This is a genomic window from Sedimentimonas flavescens, from assembly GCF_025154035.1.
Classification (GTDB): domain Bacteria; phylum Pseudomonadota; class Alphaproteobacteria; order Rhodobacterales; family Rhodobacteraceae; genus Rhodobacter; species Rhodobacter flavescens.
Map to the genome: position 1 here is coordinate 86746 of NZ_JAOALJ010000002.1, position 15190 is coordinate 101935.

A 15190-nucleotide genomic window follows, 5' to 3' on the forward strand; every position below is an offset into this window, starting at 1 on the left:
CCCTCAGGCCCGCCAGAAGCGCGGCAGCAGCAGCACGAAGACCGACATCAGCTCCAGCCGCCCAAGGAACATGCCGATCGACATCAGCCATTTGGCGGATTCGGGGAAGGCGTTGATGGCGCCATTGCCCGACACCTCCGGCCCCCAGGCCGGCCCCACATTGGCGATAGCGGTCCAGGCCGCGGTCATGGCCGTCTTGGCCTCCAGACCGGTCAGCGATAGCCCCACGATCAGCAGGCCGAAGGTCAGAATGAACAGCGAAAAGAACGCGATGACCGAGTTCACGATCTCGTCCTCGACCGGCCTGCCCGAATAATTCACGCGCGCCACGCGATGCGGGCTGTGCAACCGCCGGATCTGGGTCTTGATGGCCTCGAACAGGATCAGGTAGCGGAATACCTTGACCGAACAGCCCGTCGAGGACGTGCAGCCCCCGATCAGCCCGGTGATGATCAGCACGACAAAGGCCAGATGCCCCCATTTCGTGATGTCCTCCGAGGCATAGCCCGTCCCGGTGAAAATCGAGACGACGTTGAACGTCACCTCGCGCAGGGTAGGCCAGAACTCGGCCTCGTGTCGGAACAACCGGTAAAGCACGATCACCGCGATGGCATAAGCATGCCAGCGCAGGAAGGCGCGCACCTGCGGATCGCGCCAGAGCGGCGCGACATTTCCCTGCGCCATCTGGACAAAACGGATGAACGGCATGGCGGCCAGCAGCATGAAGACCGAGGCCGCATATTCCGGCGCCCCGGTATAGACCGCAAAGCTGGCATCGTAATTCGAGAATCCGCCGGTCGATACCGTGGTCAGCGCGTGCACCGCCGCATCGAAGGTCGTCATTCCAAGCGCGCCATAGACCAGCGCGCAGGCCAGCGTCAGCCCGACGTAGATGCGGATCAGCGCGCGCGAGATATCCATGGCGCGCGGCAGGATCTTGCCCAAGGTGTCAAAGCCTTCCGAGCGGAAGAACTGCATCCCGCCGACCTTCATCACCGGCAGGAAAATCATCGCCACGATGATGATCCCCAGACCGCCCAGCCATTGCAGGATGCCCCGCCACAGGTTCGCGCCTGCGGGCAGCGCATCCAGTTCGGGGATCGCCGTGGTGCCGGTGGTCGTCAGGCCCGACATCGCCTCGAAATAGGCGTCGGTGAAACTCAGCCCCGGCGCGCCGATCATGAAGGGCAAGGCGCCAAAGGCTGGTAGGATCGCCCAGACGGTCGCGGTCATCAGGAAACTTTGCGGAATAGTCAGCATCTGGCGCATTCCGCTGGCCGAGGCCATCGCCAGCAGCCCTCCGGCTGTTGCGCTGATGATCGCGGCCTCGACGAAGGCGCGCCAGTGCTCGTCCCCCGACATGTAATCGACCAGCGCCGGAATCAGCATCGCCAACCCCAGAACCGCTGCAAGCAATCCGATGATGTAGCCCACGGGGCGCAAATCTATCATGCGCCTTGCTTGCCCGTGTGGTCGGCGCACTGTCAATAGCGCCGGGCGTGTCGCAATAGCGCGGGTTACGTCGTTCATGGTCTATTCACCTCCCCCACGCGGCGGTAAACTTTGCAAAACGGCGGAAATTGGTCAGTTAATTTGCTCAATTTCGCAATTTTTTCTTGCGCTGCACCGCAGCAGGGCTAGGGTTTGCGCCATCAAGACGGGGGAGAACTGCCATGTTCCGTAAGATTCTGGTCGCCAACCGGGGCGAAATTGCCATCCGCGTGCTGCGTGCCGCGAACGAGCTGGGCAAGAAGACCGTCGCGGTCTATGCCGAGGAAGACAAGCTCAGCCTGCACCGCTTCAAGGCGGACGAGGCCTATCGCATCGGCGAAGGCCTCAGCCCGGTCGGCGCCTACCTCAGCATCCCCGAGATCATCCGGGTCGCCAGGGAATCGGGTGCGGATGCGATCCACCCCGGCTACGGCCTGCTGTCCGAGAACCCCGATTTCGTCGAGGCCTGCGCCAAGGCGGGCATCACCTTCATCGGCCCCAAGGCCGAAACCATGCGCGCCCTTGGCGACAAGGCCTCGGCGCGGCGCGTGGCGATCGCGGCGGGCGTACCGGTCATCCCCGCGACCGAGGTTCTGGGCAACGATTTCGACGCGATCAAGGCGGAAGCCGCCGAGATCGGCTATCCGCTGATGCTCAAGGCCAGCTGGGGCGGCGGCGGTCGCGGCATGCGCCCGATCCTCGGCCCCGATGAGCTGATCGAAAAGGTCCGAGAAGGCCGCCGCGAGGCCGAGGCCGCCTTTGGCAACGGCGAGGGCTATCTGGAGAAGATGATCCTGCGCGCGCGCCACGTCGAGGTGCAGCTTCTGGGCGACACGCATGGCGATCTCTATCACCTCTATGAGCGCGACTGCACCGTGCAGCGCCGCAACCAGAAAGTCGTCGAGCGCGCGCCCGCCCCCTATCTGAGCGCCGAACAGCGCGCCGAAGTCTGCGAGCTTGCGCTCAAGATCGGCCGCGCGGTCGGCTATCAGAACGCAGGCACCGTCGAATTCCTGATGGATATGGACAGCCAGCAGTTCTACTTCATTGAGGTGAACCCGCGTGTTCAGGTCGAGCATACCGTGACCGAGCAGGTCACCGGCATCGACATCGTGCAGGCGCAGATCAAGATCGCAGAGGGCGCGACGCTGGCCGCAGCGACCGGCGTGCCCGCACAGGCCGACGTGCGCCTCAACGGCCATGCGCTCCAGTGCCGCGTGACGACCGAAGACCCGCAAAACAACTTCATCCCGGACTATGGCCGCCTGACGGCCTATCGCTCGGCCACCGGCATGGGTATCCGCCTCGATGGCGGCACCGCCTATGCGGGGGGCGTTATCACGCGCTACTATGACTCGCTTCTGGTCAAGGTCACCGCCTGGGCGCAGACGCCCGAGCAGACGATCACCCGCATGGACCGCGCCCTGCGTGAATTCCGCATCCGGGGCGTCTCGACCAATATCGACTTCGTCATCAACCTGCTCAAGCATCCGACCTTCCTGGACATGAGCTACACGACGAAGTTCATCGACACGACGCCGGACCTCTTCCAGTTCAAGAAGCGCCGGGACCGGGCGACCAAGATCCTGACCTATATCGCCGACATCTCTGTCAACGGTCACCCTGAGACCGCAGGCCGCCCGAAACCCGCAGCCGAGGCCAAACCGCCGCGCCTGCCCGAGTTGAAAGGCCCCGTGCAACCCGGCACCCGCGATCTGCTGGACGCTCAGGGGCCGAAGGCCGTGGCCGACTGGATGAAGGCGCAAAAGAAGCTGCTGCTGACCGACACCACGATGCGCGACGGGCATCAGTCGCTGCTGGCCACCCGGATGCGCTCGATCGACATGATCAAGGCCGCGCCCGCCTATGCGGCGAATCTGGGCGACCTCTTCTCGGTCGAGTGCTGGGGCGGGGCGACCTTCGACGTGGCCTACCGCTTCTTGCAGGAATGCCCCTGGCAGCGCCTGCGCGACATCCGCGCCGCCATGCCGAACATCATGACCCAGATGCTGCTGCGCGCCTCGAACGGCGTGGGCTACACGAACTACCCCGATAACGTGGTGCAGTTCTTCGTGCGTCAGGCCGCGATCACCGGGGTTGACGTGTTCCGCGTCTTCGACAGCCTGAACTGGGTCGAGAACATGCGCGTCGCCATGGATGCCGTGGTCGAGGCCGAGAAGGTCTGCGAAGGCACGATCTGCTACACCGGCGACATCCTGAACCCCGACCGCGCGAAGTACGACCTGAAATACTATGTCGGCATGGCCAAGGAGCTTGAGGCCGCGGGCGCCCATGTTCTGGGCCTGAAAGACATGGCAGGCCTGCTCAAGCCCGCCGCCGCGCGGGCGCTGATCAAGGCGCTGAAGGATGAGGTCGATCTACCGATCCACTTCCACACCCATGACACCTCGGGTATCGCGGGGGCGACGATCCTTGCGGCGGCCGATGCGGGCGTGGATGCGGTCGACGCGGCGATGGACGCCTTCTCGGGCGGCACCTCGCAGCCCTGCCTTGGCTCGATCGTCGAGGCGCTCGCACATACCGAGCGCGACACCGGCCTCGACATCGACGCGATCCGCCGGATGTCGAACTACTGGGAAGGCGTGCGCCACCAGTATACGGCGTTTGAAAGCGGGCTCGAGGCCCCGGCCTCCGAGGTCTACCTGCACGAGATGCCCGGCGGCCAGTTCACCAACCTCAAGGCGCAGGCGCGTAGCCTCGGGCTTGAGGAACGCTGGCACGAGGTGGCGCAGGCCTATGCCGACGCCAACCAGATCTTTGGCGACATCGTCAAGGTTACGCCGTCCTCGAAAGTCGTGGGCGACATGGCGCTGATGATGGTGGCGCAGGGCCTGTCCAAGGCCGACGTGCTCGACCCCGCCAAGGACGTGGCCTTCCCCGACTCGGTCGTGGACATGCTGCGCGGCAACCTGGGCCAACCGCCCGGCGGCTGGCCCGAGGGCATCACCCGCAAGGTGCTGAAGGACGAGACCCCCTCGACCGAGCGCCCGGGCAGGCACCTGCCCGCCGTGGATCTTGAGGAAACCCGCGCCAAGCTTTCGGCCGAGTTGAATGGCTTTAACGTCGATGACGAGGATCTGGCGGGCTACCTGATGTATCCCAAGGTCTTCCTCGACTACATGGGCCGCCATCGCCAGTACGGCCCGGTGCGCACCCTGCCGACCCCGGTCTTTTTCTATGGGATGGAGCAGGGCCACGAAATCTCGGCCGAGATCGACCCCGGCAAAACGCTCGAAATCCGCTACCAGACCATGAGCGAGACCGACGAGGCGGGCGAGGTGAAGGTCTTCTTCGAACTCAACGGCCAGCCGCGCGCGGTGCGCGTGCCGAACCGGGCTGTCAAGGCCCAGACCAAGGCGCGCCCCAAGGCCGAGGCCGGCAACGCCAACCACCTCGGCGCGCCGATGCCCGGCTCGGTCGCAAGCGTGGCGGTTACGCTTGGCCAGAAGGTCCATGCGGGCGATCTGCTGCTGACCATCGAGGCGATGAAGATGGAGACCGGCATCCACGCCGACCGGACGGCGGTGGTGAAAGCCCTGCACGTCACCCCCGGCGCGCAGATCGACGCCAAGGATCTGCTGATCGAACTGGAATGACCCCGACGGCCCGCCCAACGGCGGGCCGTTTCCTTTCCGCGAGGCCCCATGATCACACCGCTTTACGCCCTGCCCCTTACGGCGCTGTTCATCGTGCTTTCCGCGCGGGTCATCAATTACCGCAAGGCACAGCGAATCTCTCTGGGCGACGGCGATGACCCCGAGCTGCGAGGGCGCGTGCGGGCGCATGGAAATTGCGCCGAATTCGCGCCGATGGGGCTTGTTCTGCTGCTGATGGCCGAGCTTGCGCAGGCCCCTGCCCCGGCGCTGCATTTCGCGGGCACAGCCCTGCTGACGGGTCGCGTGCTGCACGCATGGGCCATCGGCTGGCGCGGCCCCTTCGCCGCGCGGGTCGCCGGGATGGTGCTGACCTTCCTGTCGCTTGCCGCCGCGGCGCTTGCCGCGGTTCTGGCCTGATCCCCGTGCGGACCGGACGGGAAAGTTTTTTCACGGGTCGCGCGAATTTTCCTCTTGCAGGCCCCCGCTCTATCCCCTAAATCCGCCTCCACCGAACCGGTAGCGCGGGCGTAGCTCAGGGGTAGAGCATAACCTTGCCAAGGTTAGGGTCGTGAGTTCGAATCTCATCGCCCGCTCCAGTTCGGACAGTACCCAAGGACGCGGGCGTAGCTCAGGGGTAGAGCATAACCTTGCCAAGGTTAGGGTCGTGAGTTCGAATCTCATCGCCCGCTCCATTACAAAAAGCCTCCCTTCGGGGAGGTTTTTTGTTGTTCTGCAGGTGGTTAGGCCAGCCCATGCACCAGCCACAGCCCAAGCAGGGCGATGCAGAGCACCGCGCCGAAATCGAACCCCAGCCGCAAGCGCAGCCCGCGATCGGGGATCAGAACGCCCGCCTGCCGCGCCCGGCGCAGCACGGGTTTCGTGGTAAGGACCGCGCCAGAGGCCAGCACGAACAGCGCGACCTTGGCAGCCAGCAGCCCCAGCCCTGCCGCATCGTCCGGCATCCGCCCAAGCCAGCCCGCCATCGCCACCCCGCTTGCCAGGATCACCAGCGCCGAGAGGCCCGAGACCTTGTCGAGCACCACCAGCCGCGCCAGCCCCGCCCCCTCGATCCGCGGCGCGCGCAAGAGCAGGTTCTTGGCCCCCGAGGCCAGTATACAGCCCGCAAACCCCGCCAGATGCGCCGCTTTTATCCAGAGAATATCCATCGCCGCCCCAATATCTGAACTATACGGTTCAGATTGCTCGAGTGATGCGCGCCGTGCAATAGCCGCTTAACGCTTAACAAGCCTGCGCGCGCGGCCTATAAGGCCCCGTAACCCCTTGGGAAGGACGACGATGCGGACCGCCACCATCACCCGGAAAACCGCCGAAACCGAGATTTCGGTCGAGATCAATCTCGACGGCACCGGCAGCTACGACAACCAGACGGGCGTTGGTTTCTTCGATCACATGCTGGACCAACTGGCCCGGCACTCACTGATCGACATGGTGATCCGCGCCAAGGGCGATCTGCATATCGACGACCACCACACGGTCGAGGACACCGGCATCGCGCTTGGCCAGGCCCTGGTCAAAGCGCTTGGCGACAAGAAGGGCATCCGCCGCTATGGCCACTTCGCCCTGGCGATGGACGACACGCAGGTGCAATGCGCGCTCGATCTGTCGGCGCGCCCCTACCTCGTGTGGAATTGCGACATGCCCACGCCCAAGATCGGGACTTTCGACACCGAACTGGTGCGCGAGTTCTTCCAGGCGCTCTCGACCAATGGCGGCATCACGCTGCATATCGATCGCGTGCACGGCTTCAACAGCCACCACATCGCCGAGGCGGCCTTCAAGTCGGTCGCCCGCGCACTGCGCATGGCCGTCGAGCTCGATCCTCGCACCGCTGGCATCCTGCCCTCGACCAAAGGGGCGCTTTGATGCTCACCGCGCTGGTCGATTACGACTCGGGCAACCTGCACTCGGCCCAGAAGGCGTTCGAGCGGATGGCGCATGAGGCCGGTCACGGCACCATCGTCGTGACATCGGAGCCTGACGTCGTCGCCAAGGCCGACCGGATCGTGCTGCCGGGCGACGGTGCCTTTCCGGCCTGCCGCCGCGCGCTTGATCGGTTCACCGGCCTTTTCGAGGCGATCGAAGAGGGCGTCTACCAGCAGGGCAAGCCCTTCATGGGCATCTGCATCGGCATGCAGATGATGGCCACGCGCGGGCTGGAGTTCGAGCCGACCGAAGGCTTTGGCTGGATCCCTGGCGAGGTGCGCCATATCGAACCCGCCGATGCCGCGCTGAAAGTGCCGCATATGGGCTGGAACGATCTGGTGATCGACCGCCCGCACCCGGTGCTTGAGGGCGTGCAAACCGGCGATCACGCCTATTTCGTGCACAGCTTCCACTTCGTGGTGGAGCGGCCCGAACACCTGCTGGCGCACGCCGACTATGCCGGCCCGATCACCGCCATCGTGGGGCGCGACAATATGGTGGGCACCCAGTTCCACCCCGAAAAATCGCAGGCCGTCGGTTTGCGGATCATCTCGAACTTCCTGAACTGGAAACCGTAAGCAAAGGGCGCCCGAAGGCGCCCTTTTCACTTACTTGATCCGCGTCCAGTTCTGCTTGGCGCAGAACAACCCGCCAGCCACGCAGCCCGCCAGCTTCATCGCATCGCCATTGAGCGCGATCTTGCCCAGATAGGTCTTGCCGTTCGACGGCCGCCAGACCTGCCCCTGGTAAGCGCCCTCGCCCTTCGGCGTCATGTCGATCACGATGGCCTTGCCGAGGTTGGGCGAGGCATATTCCCCCTCGGTCTTGAAGGTGCGCACGATGGTGCCGCAGTAATTCTCCCCGCAGGGGGCGATCTTCACATGGGCGAATGCGCCGTCATCGGGCTGGGTCTGCCACAGCCCCTCGATCGGGTCGGCGAAAGCGGTGCCTGCGGCCAGCGCAAGTGCCGCCGCAAGAAGAGTGGTTTTCATGGTGTCTCCTCCAAAACTCCGCGCGCAGGAGGGCATGGGCGTCGATTCACGGCAAGAATGACGTGGCGTTGCACCGCCGCGCCTTGCCCGAAGGGAAATCGCGTGGCAAGAGGCCCGCAAGACGAAGGAGATACCGATGATCCTCTACCCCGCGATCGACCTCAAGGACGGCCAATGCGTGCGACTGCTGCATGGCGAGATGGACAAGGCCACCGTGTTCGGCGACGACCCGGCCGCGCAGGCCGCGAAATTCGAGGCCGCAGGCTGCGAATGGGTGCATCTGGTAGATCTGAACGGCGCTTTCGCCGGTGAACCGGTCAATGCCACCGCGGTCGAGGCGATCCTGGCGCGCATCAAGGTGCCCGCCCAGCTTGGCGGCGGCATCCGCGACATGGCGACGATCGAGCGCTGGCTCGACAAGGGCCTTGCCCGCGTGATCCTGGGCACCGTCGCGGTCGAAAACCCCGCCCTCGTGCGCGAGGCCGCACGCGCCTTCCCGAACCGGGTCGCCGTGGGCATCGACGCCCGCAACGGCCGCGTGGCGACGAAAGGCTGGGCCGAGGAGACCGACGTGATGGTCACGGATCTCGCGCGCAGTTTTGAGGACGCGGGCGTGGCCGCGATCATCTACACCGACATCATGCGCGACGGCGCGATGACCGGCCCGAATATCGAGGCGACCGAGGCGCTGGCCCGCGCCGTCTCGATCCCGGTGATCGCCTCGGGCGGCGTGTCGTCGCTGCCCGACCTGATCGCCCTGCGCGACACCGGCGTAATCGCGGGCGCGATCTCAGGGCGCGCGATTTATGACGGGGCACTGGACCTGACTCAGGCGCTTGCAGCGCTGAAAGCCTGACGCCCTAGCGGCGCGGGCCTGTCAGGCGCATCTCGGCTCACGCTTCGACCAGCGGCTGGGGCCACGGGCACGCTGCGCGACATGGCGCAGCGCATACAGACTACGGAGGTGCCCCACCGCGATTGACCCGAGAATGATCGCCAAGAACCGGGCGATAAATGCGGTTGGGACGACGTGGGCGGCGAGGGTCTTGCCGCTGGCAACGCGGTATTAACCTGTCTCTCCTCGGATCGTCGCTGTGCGATCGTGCCCGTGTAAACGGATGACAAGCCGACAGGAAACCGTGCAGGGCACTGGCGGAGACGGGCCGAATGTCTGGTTAGAAAGCTTCTTCGGCAGCTACCGGGTCAGCCGCCCGGCCGAGGACCACATACGCTCGCTCGTCAAGGCGAAGGGCACCATGTGGAACACAAGTCGCTGTAAGAACGCCCGCATCAACGAACTTCTGTTCAAGGAGCGGGCCGAATTGGATGACGGGCAGTGCCGCGAGATGTATCACGAGGTGTAGGACATCGTAAGCGAGGACGGCAGCACGGTCATCCCGGTCTTTCGGCGGCTAGATCGACGTGACCAAGGACAAGATCGGCCACGACGAAGTGGTGTTGAACCGCTTCCTTGGCGGATGGAAGGCAGCGAAAGGTTGGTGGGTGGTATGAGAATTGCGGCAATCGGAAGCGGTATCATCGGCGGAGGCTGGATCGCGCGCTTCATTCTTTCGGGGCATGGCGTCACCGTCCATGACCCCCACCCCGAGGCCGCACGTATCCTTGGCGAGGTCATAGCCAATGCCACGCGGGCATGGGAACGGCTTTTTCAGGCGCCGCTGCCCACTCCGGGCCGCGTGATCTGGGCAGCCTCGGTCGCAGAGGCGGTGGCGGACGCGGACTACGTGCAGGAAAGCGTGCCCGAGCGGCTCGACCTCAAGCACCGGATCATCGCCGAGATCGAGGCGACGGCCCCGGCCACGGCGATCATCAGTTCCTCGACCTCGTGCTTCAAACCCTCGGAACTGCGCCAAGGCGCGCGCCATCCCGCGCGTATCCTCGTCGCGCATCCGTTCGATCCGGTCTATCTGCTGCCTGCGGTCGAGATCATCGGCGGCGGGGCCACGGCGGAGCGGGCCTGCGCGCTTCTGACCTCGGTCGGGATGCAGCCCGTGCAGAGCAACACCGATATTGGCGACCGGCTGCTTGAGGCGGTCTGGCGCGAAGCGCTGTGGTTGATCAAGGACGGCATAGCCACCACTCAGGAGATCGACGATCTCATCCGTTTCGGCTTTGGCCTTCGTTGGGCGCAGATGGGCCTCTTCGAAACCTGCCGTATCGCCGGGGGCGAGGCCGGGATGCACCGTTTTCTGGGCCAGATCGTCGCGGCGCAGAGAGAGCCCCGGACCAAGCTGACGGACGCGCCCGATCTGGATAACGCTCTGATCGACCGCATCGCCGCGCAATCCGACGCGCAGTCGGGCGCGCATTCGAGCCGCGAGCTGGAACGTATCCGCGACGACAACCTCGTGGGCATCCTCCAGGCGCTCAAGGCGACCGACTGGGGCGCAGGCCAGACCGTGCGCGAGATGGAGAACGCCTTCTACGCCCGTGAAGGCGTCGCGGCGACCGGCTACCCTTTGCGCATCTACGATGTAACCGTTCCAGGCGGGTGGGTCGATTATAACGGACACATGACCGAGTTCCGCTACCTTCAGGTTTGCGGCGACGCCACGGACGCGTTCCTGATCCATATCGGGCTGGATGCCGGTTACCGCGCCAAGGGCTGCTCGGCCTATACAGTCGAGACGCATATCCGCCACATCGCCGAGGTAAAGGCCGGCGAGCGGCTGAGTGTCGAGACCCGGCTGCTTGGCCACGACGCCAAGCGCTTCCGGCTGCACCATGCGCTCCTGCGCGAAGATGGCAGCATCGCCGCAACGGGCGAGCATATGCTGCTGCATGTCGATACCGCCGCCTCTCGCGCGACTCCGATGGGTGAGGCGCTGATCGCCGCGCTCGACGCCGTCGCCGCGCAGGAGGGTGAGGCGCATCCCCCCCACGCGGGCGCCGGCATCCGTTCGGTCGGTAAAACACCGTTGGCGACATGAACGACGCCGAGATGAGCCAGCACCACGCCTCGGCCAGATGATCGTCGCCCGGCTCAGCATCGGGGCGTTCACGCTCTAGGTGTTCTCGGTGCCAATCTTCTGACCCGTCAGGCGACCCTGGCCCGCAAGCCCGAGCTGATCGTCTTCGGCGTGTCGCCAACCACGCAGGATGATAACCCGCCGATCAGGTTCTGGCCTCGAGGTATTTGGGCCAAGAAGAAGGGGGGGTGGCGGTTTGAGGTGCTTCCCACGGGCGCGTTCAGGGCTTATGTAGGCGCCAAAGGAGCCCGCCCATGCTGAAGACCCGGATCATTCCCTGCCTCGACGTGGCCGATGGGCGCGTGGTGAAAGGCGTCAATTTCGTCAATCTGATCGACGCGGGCGACCCGGTTGAGGCCGCGAAGGCCTATGACGCGGCGGGGGCCGACGAGCTGTGTTTTCTGGACATTCACGCGACCCATGAAAATCGCGGTACGATGTTTGACCTGGTCACGCGCACGGCCGAGCAGTGTTTCATGCCGCTGACCGTGGGCGGTGGGGTACGCACACAGCAGGATGTGCGCGCGCTTTTGCTGGCGGGGGCCGACAAGGTCTCGTTCAACTCGGCGGCCGTCGCGAACCCCGATGTGGTCGCCGAGGCGGCCGATCGTTTTGGCAGCCAGTGTATCGTGGTGGCGATCGACGCCAAGACCGTCGAGCCGGGCCGGTGGGAGATTTTCACCCATGGCGGGCGCAAGCCCACGGGCATCGACGCGGTCGAGTTCGCACGTCTTGTGGAATCGAAGGGTGCGGGCGAGATCCTGCTGACCTCGATGGACCGGGACGGCACACGGGCGGGCTTCAACCTGCCCCTGACCCGCGCGATTTCGGATGCGGTCAATATTCCGGTCATCGCCTCGGGCGGGGTTGGCAACCTTGACCACCTTGTTGAGGGCGTGACCAAGGGCGGCGCCTCGGCGGTGCTTGCGGCCTCGATCTTCCATTTCGGCGAATACACGATCCGGCAGGCCAAGGAACACATGGCCGCCGCCGGTATTCCCGTCCGCCTCTGACAGGAGCCGATCATGCACACGCTCGACCAACTCGCCGCGACCGTTGCCTCGCGCAAGGGGGCGGACCCGGACAGCAGCTGGACCGCGAAGCTCTTCGCCAAGGGTCCCGAGAAATGCGCCGAGAAATTCGGCGAGGAGGCCATCGAGGCGATCATCGCAGCCGCCAAGAACGACCGCGAGAACCTGGTCTATGAGGCCGCCGACGTGCTTTATCACCTCGTGGTCATGCTGGCCGCGCGGGATGTGAGCCTGAACGAGGTTCTGGCCGAGCTTGAGCGGCGCGAGGGCACCTCGGGCATTGCCGAGAAGGCCGCGCGCGGCTGAGAGGTTGCATCCGCCGCCCTGCCCGGCAATGTTGGGCCAAACGGAGGCGGAGATGAGCGACACACCCAAAGGATACTGGATCGGCCATGTCACGGTCGATGATCCGCAGGCCTATCAGGCCTACCGCGAGGCCAATGCCGTGGCTTTCGCGAAATACGGGGCGCGGTTTCTGGTGCGCGGCGGTGCGCAAGAAGTCGTCGAGGGCGATCAGCGCCCGCGCTCGGTGGTGATCGAGTTCCCCTCGCTTGAGGCCGCGCGGGCCTGCTACCTCAGCCCAGAATACCAGCGCGCGCTGGCGCTGCGCACGCCGGTCTCGGTCGCCGATCTGAGCATTGTCGAGGGCTATCTTGGGTAAGACGAAGGGCTACTGGGTGGCCCATGTCACCGTGTCCGATCCGGCGGGTTACGCCGCCTACCGTGCCATGGCCGCCCCCACGATCGCCGCGCAGGATGGGCGCATTCTGGCGCTTGGCGGGGCGCAGCAGACCGTCGCCGGGCAGATGCGACCGCATACCGTCATCGTCGAGTTCCCCGATCTGGCCGCCGCGCGGGCCTGCTATTTCGGCGCGGCCTATCAGGCCACCATTGCCGCGCGCGACGCCTCGGCCGAAGTCGATCTGAGCATCATCGAAGGCCACACGATTGCCTGAGCCCGCTTGCCCCCGGCACCGGAGGCGTTAGATTGGGCACATGTTGAAATCGCTCTTCGGCCTTCTGGCCAATCCTCGCCCCGAACCCACCGACAGCGACGATGTCGAACTGGCTTTGGCCGCGCTTCTGGTGCGGCTTGCGCGTTCGGACGGGCTGTATGAGGAAAGCGAGCAGGCCCATATCGACCGGCTGCTGATCGCGCGCAACGGCATCGGCCCGTTTGAGGCCACCGCCCTGCGCCGCCGCGCCGAGGCGCTTGAGGACGAAGCCGCCGATACCGTGCGCTTTACCCGCGCCCTGAAGGACGGCATCGCCCATGACGACCGCATGAGCGTGATCGAGGCGCTGTGGGAAGTGGCGATGGCCGATGGCGCGCGCGGGGCCGAGGAAGACTCGCTCATTCGGCTTGCCGCAAACCTTCTTGGGATCAATGACCGCGATTCGGCACTGGCCCGACAGCGCGTGATCGCACGGCTCGATGATTGATGATGCCCTTGGTCATTTTGACCAGGCAAGGCTGGACTTTTGATCAATACCCTCACGTCACCCATCATTGTGCCGTTGCAATCGCACAAGAAATCGCGCCAACTTGATCAAACGGACAAAGAGAATCCCATAGTGACCAACAACGCGCCCGTCATCGAGATCCGCGATCTCCATAAAAGCTATGGCCAGCTCGAGGTGCTGAAAGGCGTCTCCATCCACGCCGAAAAGGGCCAGGTCATTTCCCTCATCGGCTCTTCCGGGTCAGGAAAATCGACGCTTCTGCGTTGCTGCAACCTGCTTGAGGACAGCCAGAGCGGCGAGATCCTGTTCGAGGGCGAGGCGGTGAAATGGACGGGCGAGGGCCTGCGTCGCCACCCGGCCGATCGCGCGCAAGTCACGCGCTTTCGCACCAACCTCGCAATGGTGTTCCAGCAGTTCAACCTCTGGTCCCACATGAGCGTTCTGCAAAATGTGATGGAGGCCCCCGTTACCGTCCTCGGGCGTCCCGCAGACGAGGTCGAGGTGCTGGCGCGCAGCCTGCTCGACAAGGTAGGCATTGGTGACAAGGCGGACAACTGGCCCGCGCAGCTTTCGGGCGGTCAGCAGCAACGCGCAGCCATCGCGCGCGCGCTCTGCATGCAGCCCGAAGCGCTCTTGTTCGACGAGCCGACCTCGGCGCTCGACCCGGAATTGCAGCAAGAAGTGGTCAAGGTGATCAAGGACCTCGCGGCAGAGCACCGCACCATGATCCTTGTGACCCATGACATGCGGCTGGCCGCCGATGTGTCCGATCACGTCGTCTTCCTGCACCAGGGCCGCATCGAAGAGGAAGGCCCGCCCGCCGCCCTCTTCGGCGCGCCGAAATCAGAACGCCTGCAACAATTCCTGTCGGCCACCGCGCCGGCCTGAAACCAACAAAACAAACTCAACAGTGGAGTCTTGACTATGAAGAAGCTGATCCTGACGGCCGCCGCGCTGGCGCTCAGCACCGGATTTGCGATGGCCGATACCGTGCGCATGGGTACCGAGGGCGCCTACCCTCCCTACAACTTCATCAACGACAAGGGTGAGGTTGACGGGTTCGAGCGGGAACTGGGCGATCTGCTGTGCGAAAAGGCCGGCCTGACCTGCGAGTGGGTGACGAACGAGTGGGACTCGATCATCCCCAACCTGCTCTCGGGCAACTATGACACCATCATCGCCGGCATGAGCATCACCGACGAGCGGATGGAGACCATCGACTTTACCCAGAACTACATCCCGCCGGCGGCCTCGGCCTATGCGGCGCTGTCGGCCGATGCCGATCTGTCGGGCGTGGTCGCGGCACAGGTGGGCACCATCCAGGCCGATTACGTCGCCAAGTCGGGCGCGACGCTGCTTGAATTCGCCACCCTCGACGACACCGTCGCCGCCGTGAAGAACGGCGAGGCCGACGCGGTCTTCGCCGACAAGGACGCGCTGGCGCCCTTCGTGGGCAGCGACATGTCCTGGGCGGGTGACGACGTTCCGCTTGGCGGCGGCGTGGGCATCGGTATGCGCAAGTCGGATGCCGAGCTGAAGGGCAAGTTCGACGCCGTCATCACCGAGATGAAGGCCGATGGTTCGCTCAACGCCATGATCAAGAAGTGGTTCGGCGACGAAGCCACCGTGTTCTGAGAGTGACGGGCGGGCGGCCCTCGCGC

At 64.9% G+C, this 15190-nt stretch carries 17 protein-coding genes and 2 tRNA genes; 16 read left to right on the forward strand and 3 right to left on the reverse strand.

Annotation, left to right across the window (positions count from 1 at the left end; translation table 11 throughout):
• Positions 1-3: 3 nt before the first annotated feature.
• On the reverse strand, positions 4-1452 hold the full coding sequence (locus N3C64_RS03690; RefSeq protein WP_218628452.1) for a TrkH family potassium uptake protein: 1449 nt from the start codon (positions 1450-1452) through the stop codon (positions 4-6).
• A gap of 221 nt (positions 1453-1673) precedes the next feature.
• On the opposite strand from N3C64_RS03690, the gene N3C64_RS03695 reads away from it, so the two are divergent.
• The 4 genes from N3C64_RS03695 to N3C64_RS03710 all read left to right on the forward strand — a co-directional run bounded on the left by N3C64_RS03695 (position 1674) and on the right by N3C64_RS03710 (position 5800).
• Positions 1674-5108, forward strand: coding sequence for a pyruvate carboxylase (locus N3C64_RS03695; protein WP_260012034.1), 3435 nt, complete (start codon positions 1674-1676; stop codon positions 5106-5108).
• A gap of 48 nt (positions 5109-5156) precedes the next feature.
• Positions 5157-5525, forward strand: a complete 369-nt coding sequence (locus tag N3C64_RS03700; protein WP_218628454.1) for an MAPEG family protein — start codon at positions 5157-5159, stop codon at positions 5523-5525.
• 104 nt (positions 5526-5629) lie between these two features.
• A tRNA-Gly gene (locus tag N3C64_RS03705) sits at positions 5630-5704 on the forward strand.
• A gap of 21 nt (positions 5705-5725) precedes the next feature.
• Positions 5726-5800: transfer RNA gene (locus N3C64_RS03710), tRNA-Gly, on the forward strand.
• Positions 5801-5848: 48 nt separating this feature from the next.
• On the opposite strand, the gene N3C64_RS03715 is transcribed toward N3C64_RS03710, so the two are convergent.
• Complete coding sequence (locus tag N3C64_RS03715; RefSeq protein WP_260012047.1) at positions 5849-6274, reverse strand: DUF2214 family protein; 426 nt, start codon at positions 6272-6274, stop codon at positions 5849-5851.
• A gap of 130 nt (positions 6275-6404) precedes the next feature.
• On the opposite strand from N3C64_RS03715, the gene hisB reads away from it, so the two are divergent.
• Positions 6405-6992: an imidazoleglycerol-phosphate dehydratase HisB gene (gene hisB, locus N3C64_RS03720; protein ID WP_260012049.1), complete on the forward strand. Its 588-nt coding sequence runs from the start codon at positions 6405-6407 to the stop codon at positions 6990-6992.
• A complete protein-coding gene (gene hisH / locus N3C64_RS03725; protein ID WP_260012051.1) occupies positions 6992-7630 on the forward strand; it encodes an imidazole glycerol phosphate synthase subunit HisH in 639 nt (212 codons plus the stop codon). The genes hisB and hisH overlap by 1 nt, the downstream gene beginning before the upstream one ends.
• A 30-nt stretch (positions 7631-7660) precedes the next feature.
• On the opposite strand, the gene N3C64_RS03730 is transcribed toward hisH, so the two are convergent.
• Entirely contained in the window at positions 7661-8044 is a 384-nt protein-coding gene (locus N3C64_RS03730) for a DUF2147 domain-containing protein (RefSeq protein ID WP_260012054.1), read from the reverse strand.
• A gap of 136 nt (positions 8045-8180) precedes the next feature.
• On the opposite strand from N3C64_RS03730, the gene hisA reads away from it, so the two are divergent.
• The 10 genes from hisA (at position 8181) to N3C64_RS03780 (ending at position 15164) form a co-directional block, all read left to right on the forward strand.
• Entirely contained in the window at positions 8181-8900 is a 720-nt protein-coding gene (gene hisA, locus N3C64_RS03735) for a 1-(5-phosphoribosyl)-5-[(5-phosphoribosylamino)methylideneamino]imidazole-4-carboxamide isomerase (RefSeq protein ID WP_260012056.1), read from the forward strand.
• Between the two features lie 262 nt (positions 8901-9162).
• Entirely contained in the window at positions 9163-9408 is a 246-nt protein-coding gene (locus N3C64_RS03740) for a hypothetical protein (protein ID WP_260012058.1), read from the forward strand.
• A gap of 144 nt (positions 9409-9552) precedes the next feature.
• Entirely contained in the window at positions 9553-10995 is a 1443-nt protein-coding gene (locus N3C64_RS03745) for a carnitine 3-dehydrogenase (protein ID WP_260012061.1), read from the forward strand.
• A 293-nt stretch (positions 10996-11288) separates the two neighbouring features.
• Positions 11289-12047 (forward strand): imidazole glycerol phosphate synthase subunit HisF, encoded by a 759-nt coding sequence (gene hisF / locus N3C64_RS03750; RefSeq protein WP_233675678.1) that lies wholly within the window; start codon positions 11289-11291, stop codon positions 12045-12047.
• A gap of 12 nt (positions 12048-12059) precedes the next feature.
• Positions 12060-12371 carry a phosphoribosyl-ATP diphosphatase gene (locus tag N3C64_RS03755; protein WP_218628460.1) on the forward strand — a complete coding sequence of 104 codons (312 nt, stop codon included), beginning with the start codon at positions 12060-12062 and terminating at the stop codon, positions 12369-12371.
• A 52-nt stretch (positions 12372-12423) separates the two neighbouring features.
• Complete coding sequence (locus N3C64_RS03760; protein ID WP_260012064.1) at positions 12424-12726, forward strand: DUF1330 domain-containing protein; 303 nt, start codon at positions 12424-12426, stop codon at positions 12724-12726.
• The gene (locus N3C64_RS03765; RefSeq protein WP_260012065.1) at positions 12719-13021 is read left to right on the forward strand and encodes a DUF1330 domain-containing protein; all 303 of its coding nucleotides are present in this window, start codon (positions 12719-12721) and stop codon (positions 13019-13021) included. The genes N3C64_RS03760 and N3C64_RS03765 overlap by 8 nt, the downstream gene beginning before the upstream one ends.
• A gap of 40 nt (positions 13022-13061) precedes the next feature.
• Entirely contained in the window at positions 13062-13508 is a 447-nt protein-coding gene (locus N3C64_RS03770; RefSeq protein ID WP_260012067.1) for a tellurite resistance TerB family protein, read from the forward strand.
• 132 nt (positions 13509-13640) lie between these two features.
• The gene (locus N3C64_RS03775) at positions 13641-14417 is read left to right on the forward strand and encodes an ABC transporter ATP-binding protein (protein WP_218628464.1); all 777 of its coding nucleotides are present in this window, start codon (positions 13641-13643) and stop codon (positions 14415-14417) included.
• Positions 14418-14453: 36 nt separating this feature from the next.
• On the forward strand, positions 14454-15164 hold the full coding sequence (locus N3C64_RS03780) for a transporter substrate-binding domain-containing protein (protein WP_260012070.1): 711 nt from the start codon (positions 14454-14456) through the stop codon (positions 15162-15164).
• The last annotated feature ends 26 nt before the right edge of the window (positions 15165-15190 follow it).

Bases quoted from the DNA above. Each gene is read 5' to 3' on its own strand.
- N3C64_RS03690 (WP_218628452.1), bottom strand. From the start codon at position 1,452: ATGATAGATTTGCGCCCCGTGGGCTACATCATCGGATTGCTTGCAGCG.
- N3C64_RS03695 (WP_260012034.1), top strand. From the start codon at position 1,674: ATGTTCCGTAAGATTCTGGTCGCCAACCGGGGCGAAATTGCCATCCGC.
- N3C64_RS03700 (WP_218628454.1), top strand. From the start codon at position 5,157: ATGATCACACCGCTTTACGCCCTGCCCCTTACGGCGCTGTTCATCGTG.
- N3C64_RS03715 (WP_260012047.1), bottom strand. From the start codon at position 6,274: ATGGATATTCTCTGGATAAAAGCGGCGCATCTGGCGGGGTTTGCGGGC.
- hisB (WP_260012049.1), top strand. From the start codon at position 6,405: ATGCGGACCGCCACCATCACCCGGAAAACCGCCGAAACCGAGATTTCG.
- hisH (WP_260012051.1), top strand. From the start codon at position 6,992: ATGCTCACCGCGCTGGTCGATTACGACTCGGGCAACCTGCACTCGGCC.
- N3C64_RS03730 (WP_260012054.1), bottom strand. From the start codon at position 8,044: ATGAAAACCACTCTTCTTGCGGCGGCACTTGCGCTGGCCGCAGGCACC.
- hisA (WP_260012056.1), top strand. From the start codon at position 8,181: ATGATCCTCTACCCCGCGATCGACCTCAAGGACGGCCAATGCGTGCGA.
- N3C64_RS03740 (WP_260012058.1), top strand. From the start codon at position 9,163: ATGACAAGCCGACAGGAAACCGTGCAGGGCACTGGCGGAGACGGGCCG.
- N3C64_RS03745 (WP_260012061.1), top strand. From the start codon at position 9,553: ATGAGAATTGCGGCAATCGGAAGCGGTATCATCGGCGGAGGCTGGATC.
- hisF (WP_233675678.1), top strand. From the start codon at position 11,289: ATGCTGAAGACCCGGATCATTCCCTGCCTCGACGTGGCCGATGGGCGC.
- N3C64_RS03755 (WP_218628460.1), top strand. From the start codon at position 12,060: ATGCACACGCTCGACCAACTCGCCGCGACCGTTGCCTCGCGCAAGGGG.
- N3C64_RS03760 (WP_260012064.1), top strand. From the start codon at position 12,424: ATGAGCGACACACCCAAAGGATACTGGATCGGCCATGTCACGGTCGAT.
- N3C64_RS03770 (WP_260012067.1), top strand. From the start codon at position 13,062: ATGTTGAAATCGCTCTTCGGCCTTCTGGCCAATCCTCGCCCCGAACCC.
- N3C64_RS03780 (WP_260012070.1), top strand. From the start codon at position 14,454: ATGAAGAAGCTGATCCTGACGGCCGCCGCGCTGGCGCTCAGCACCGGA.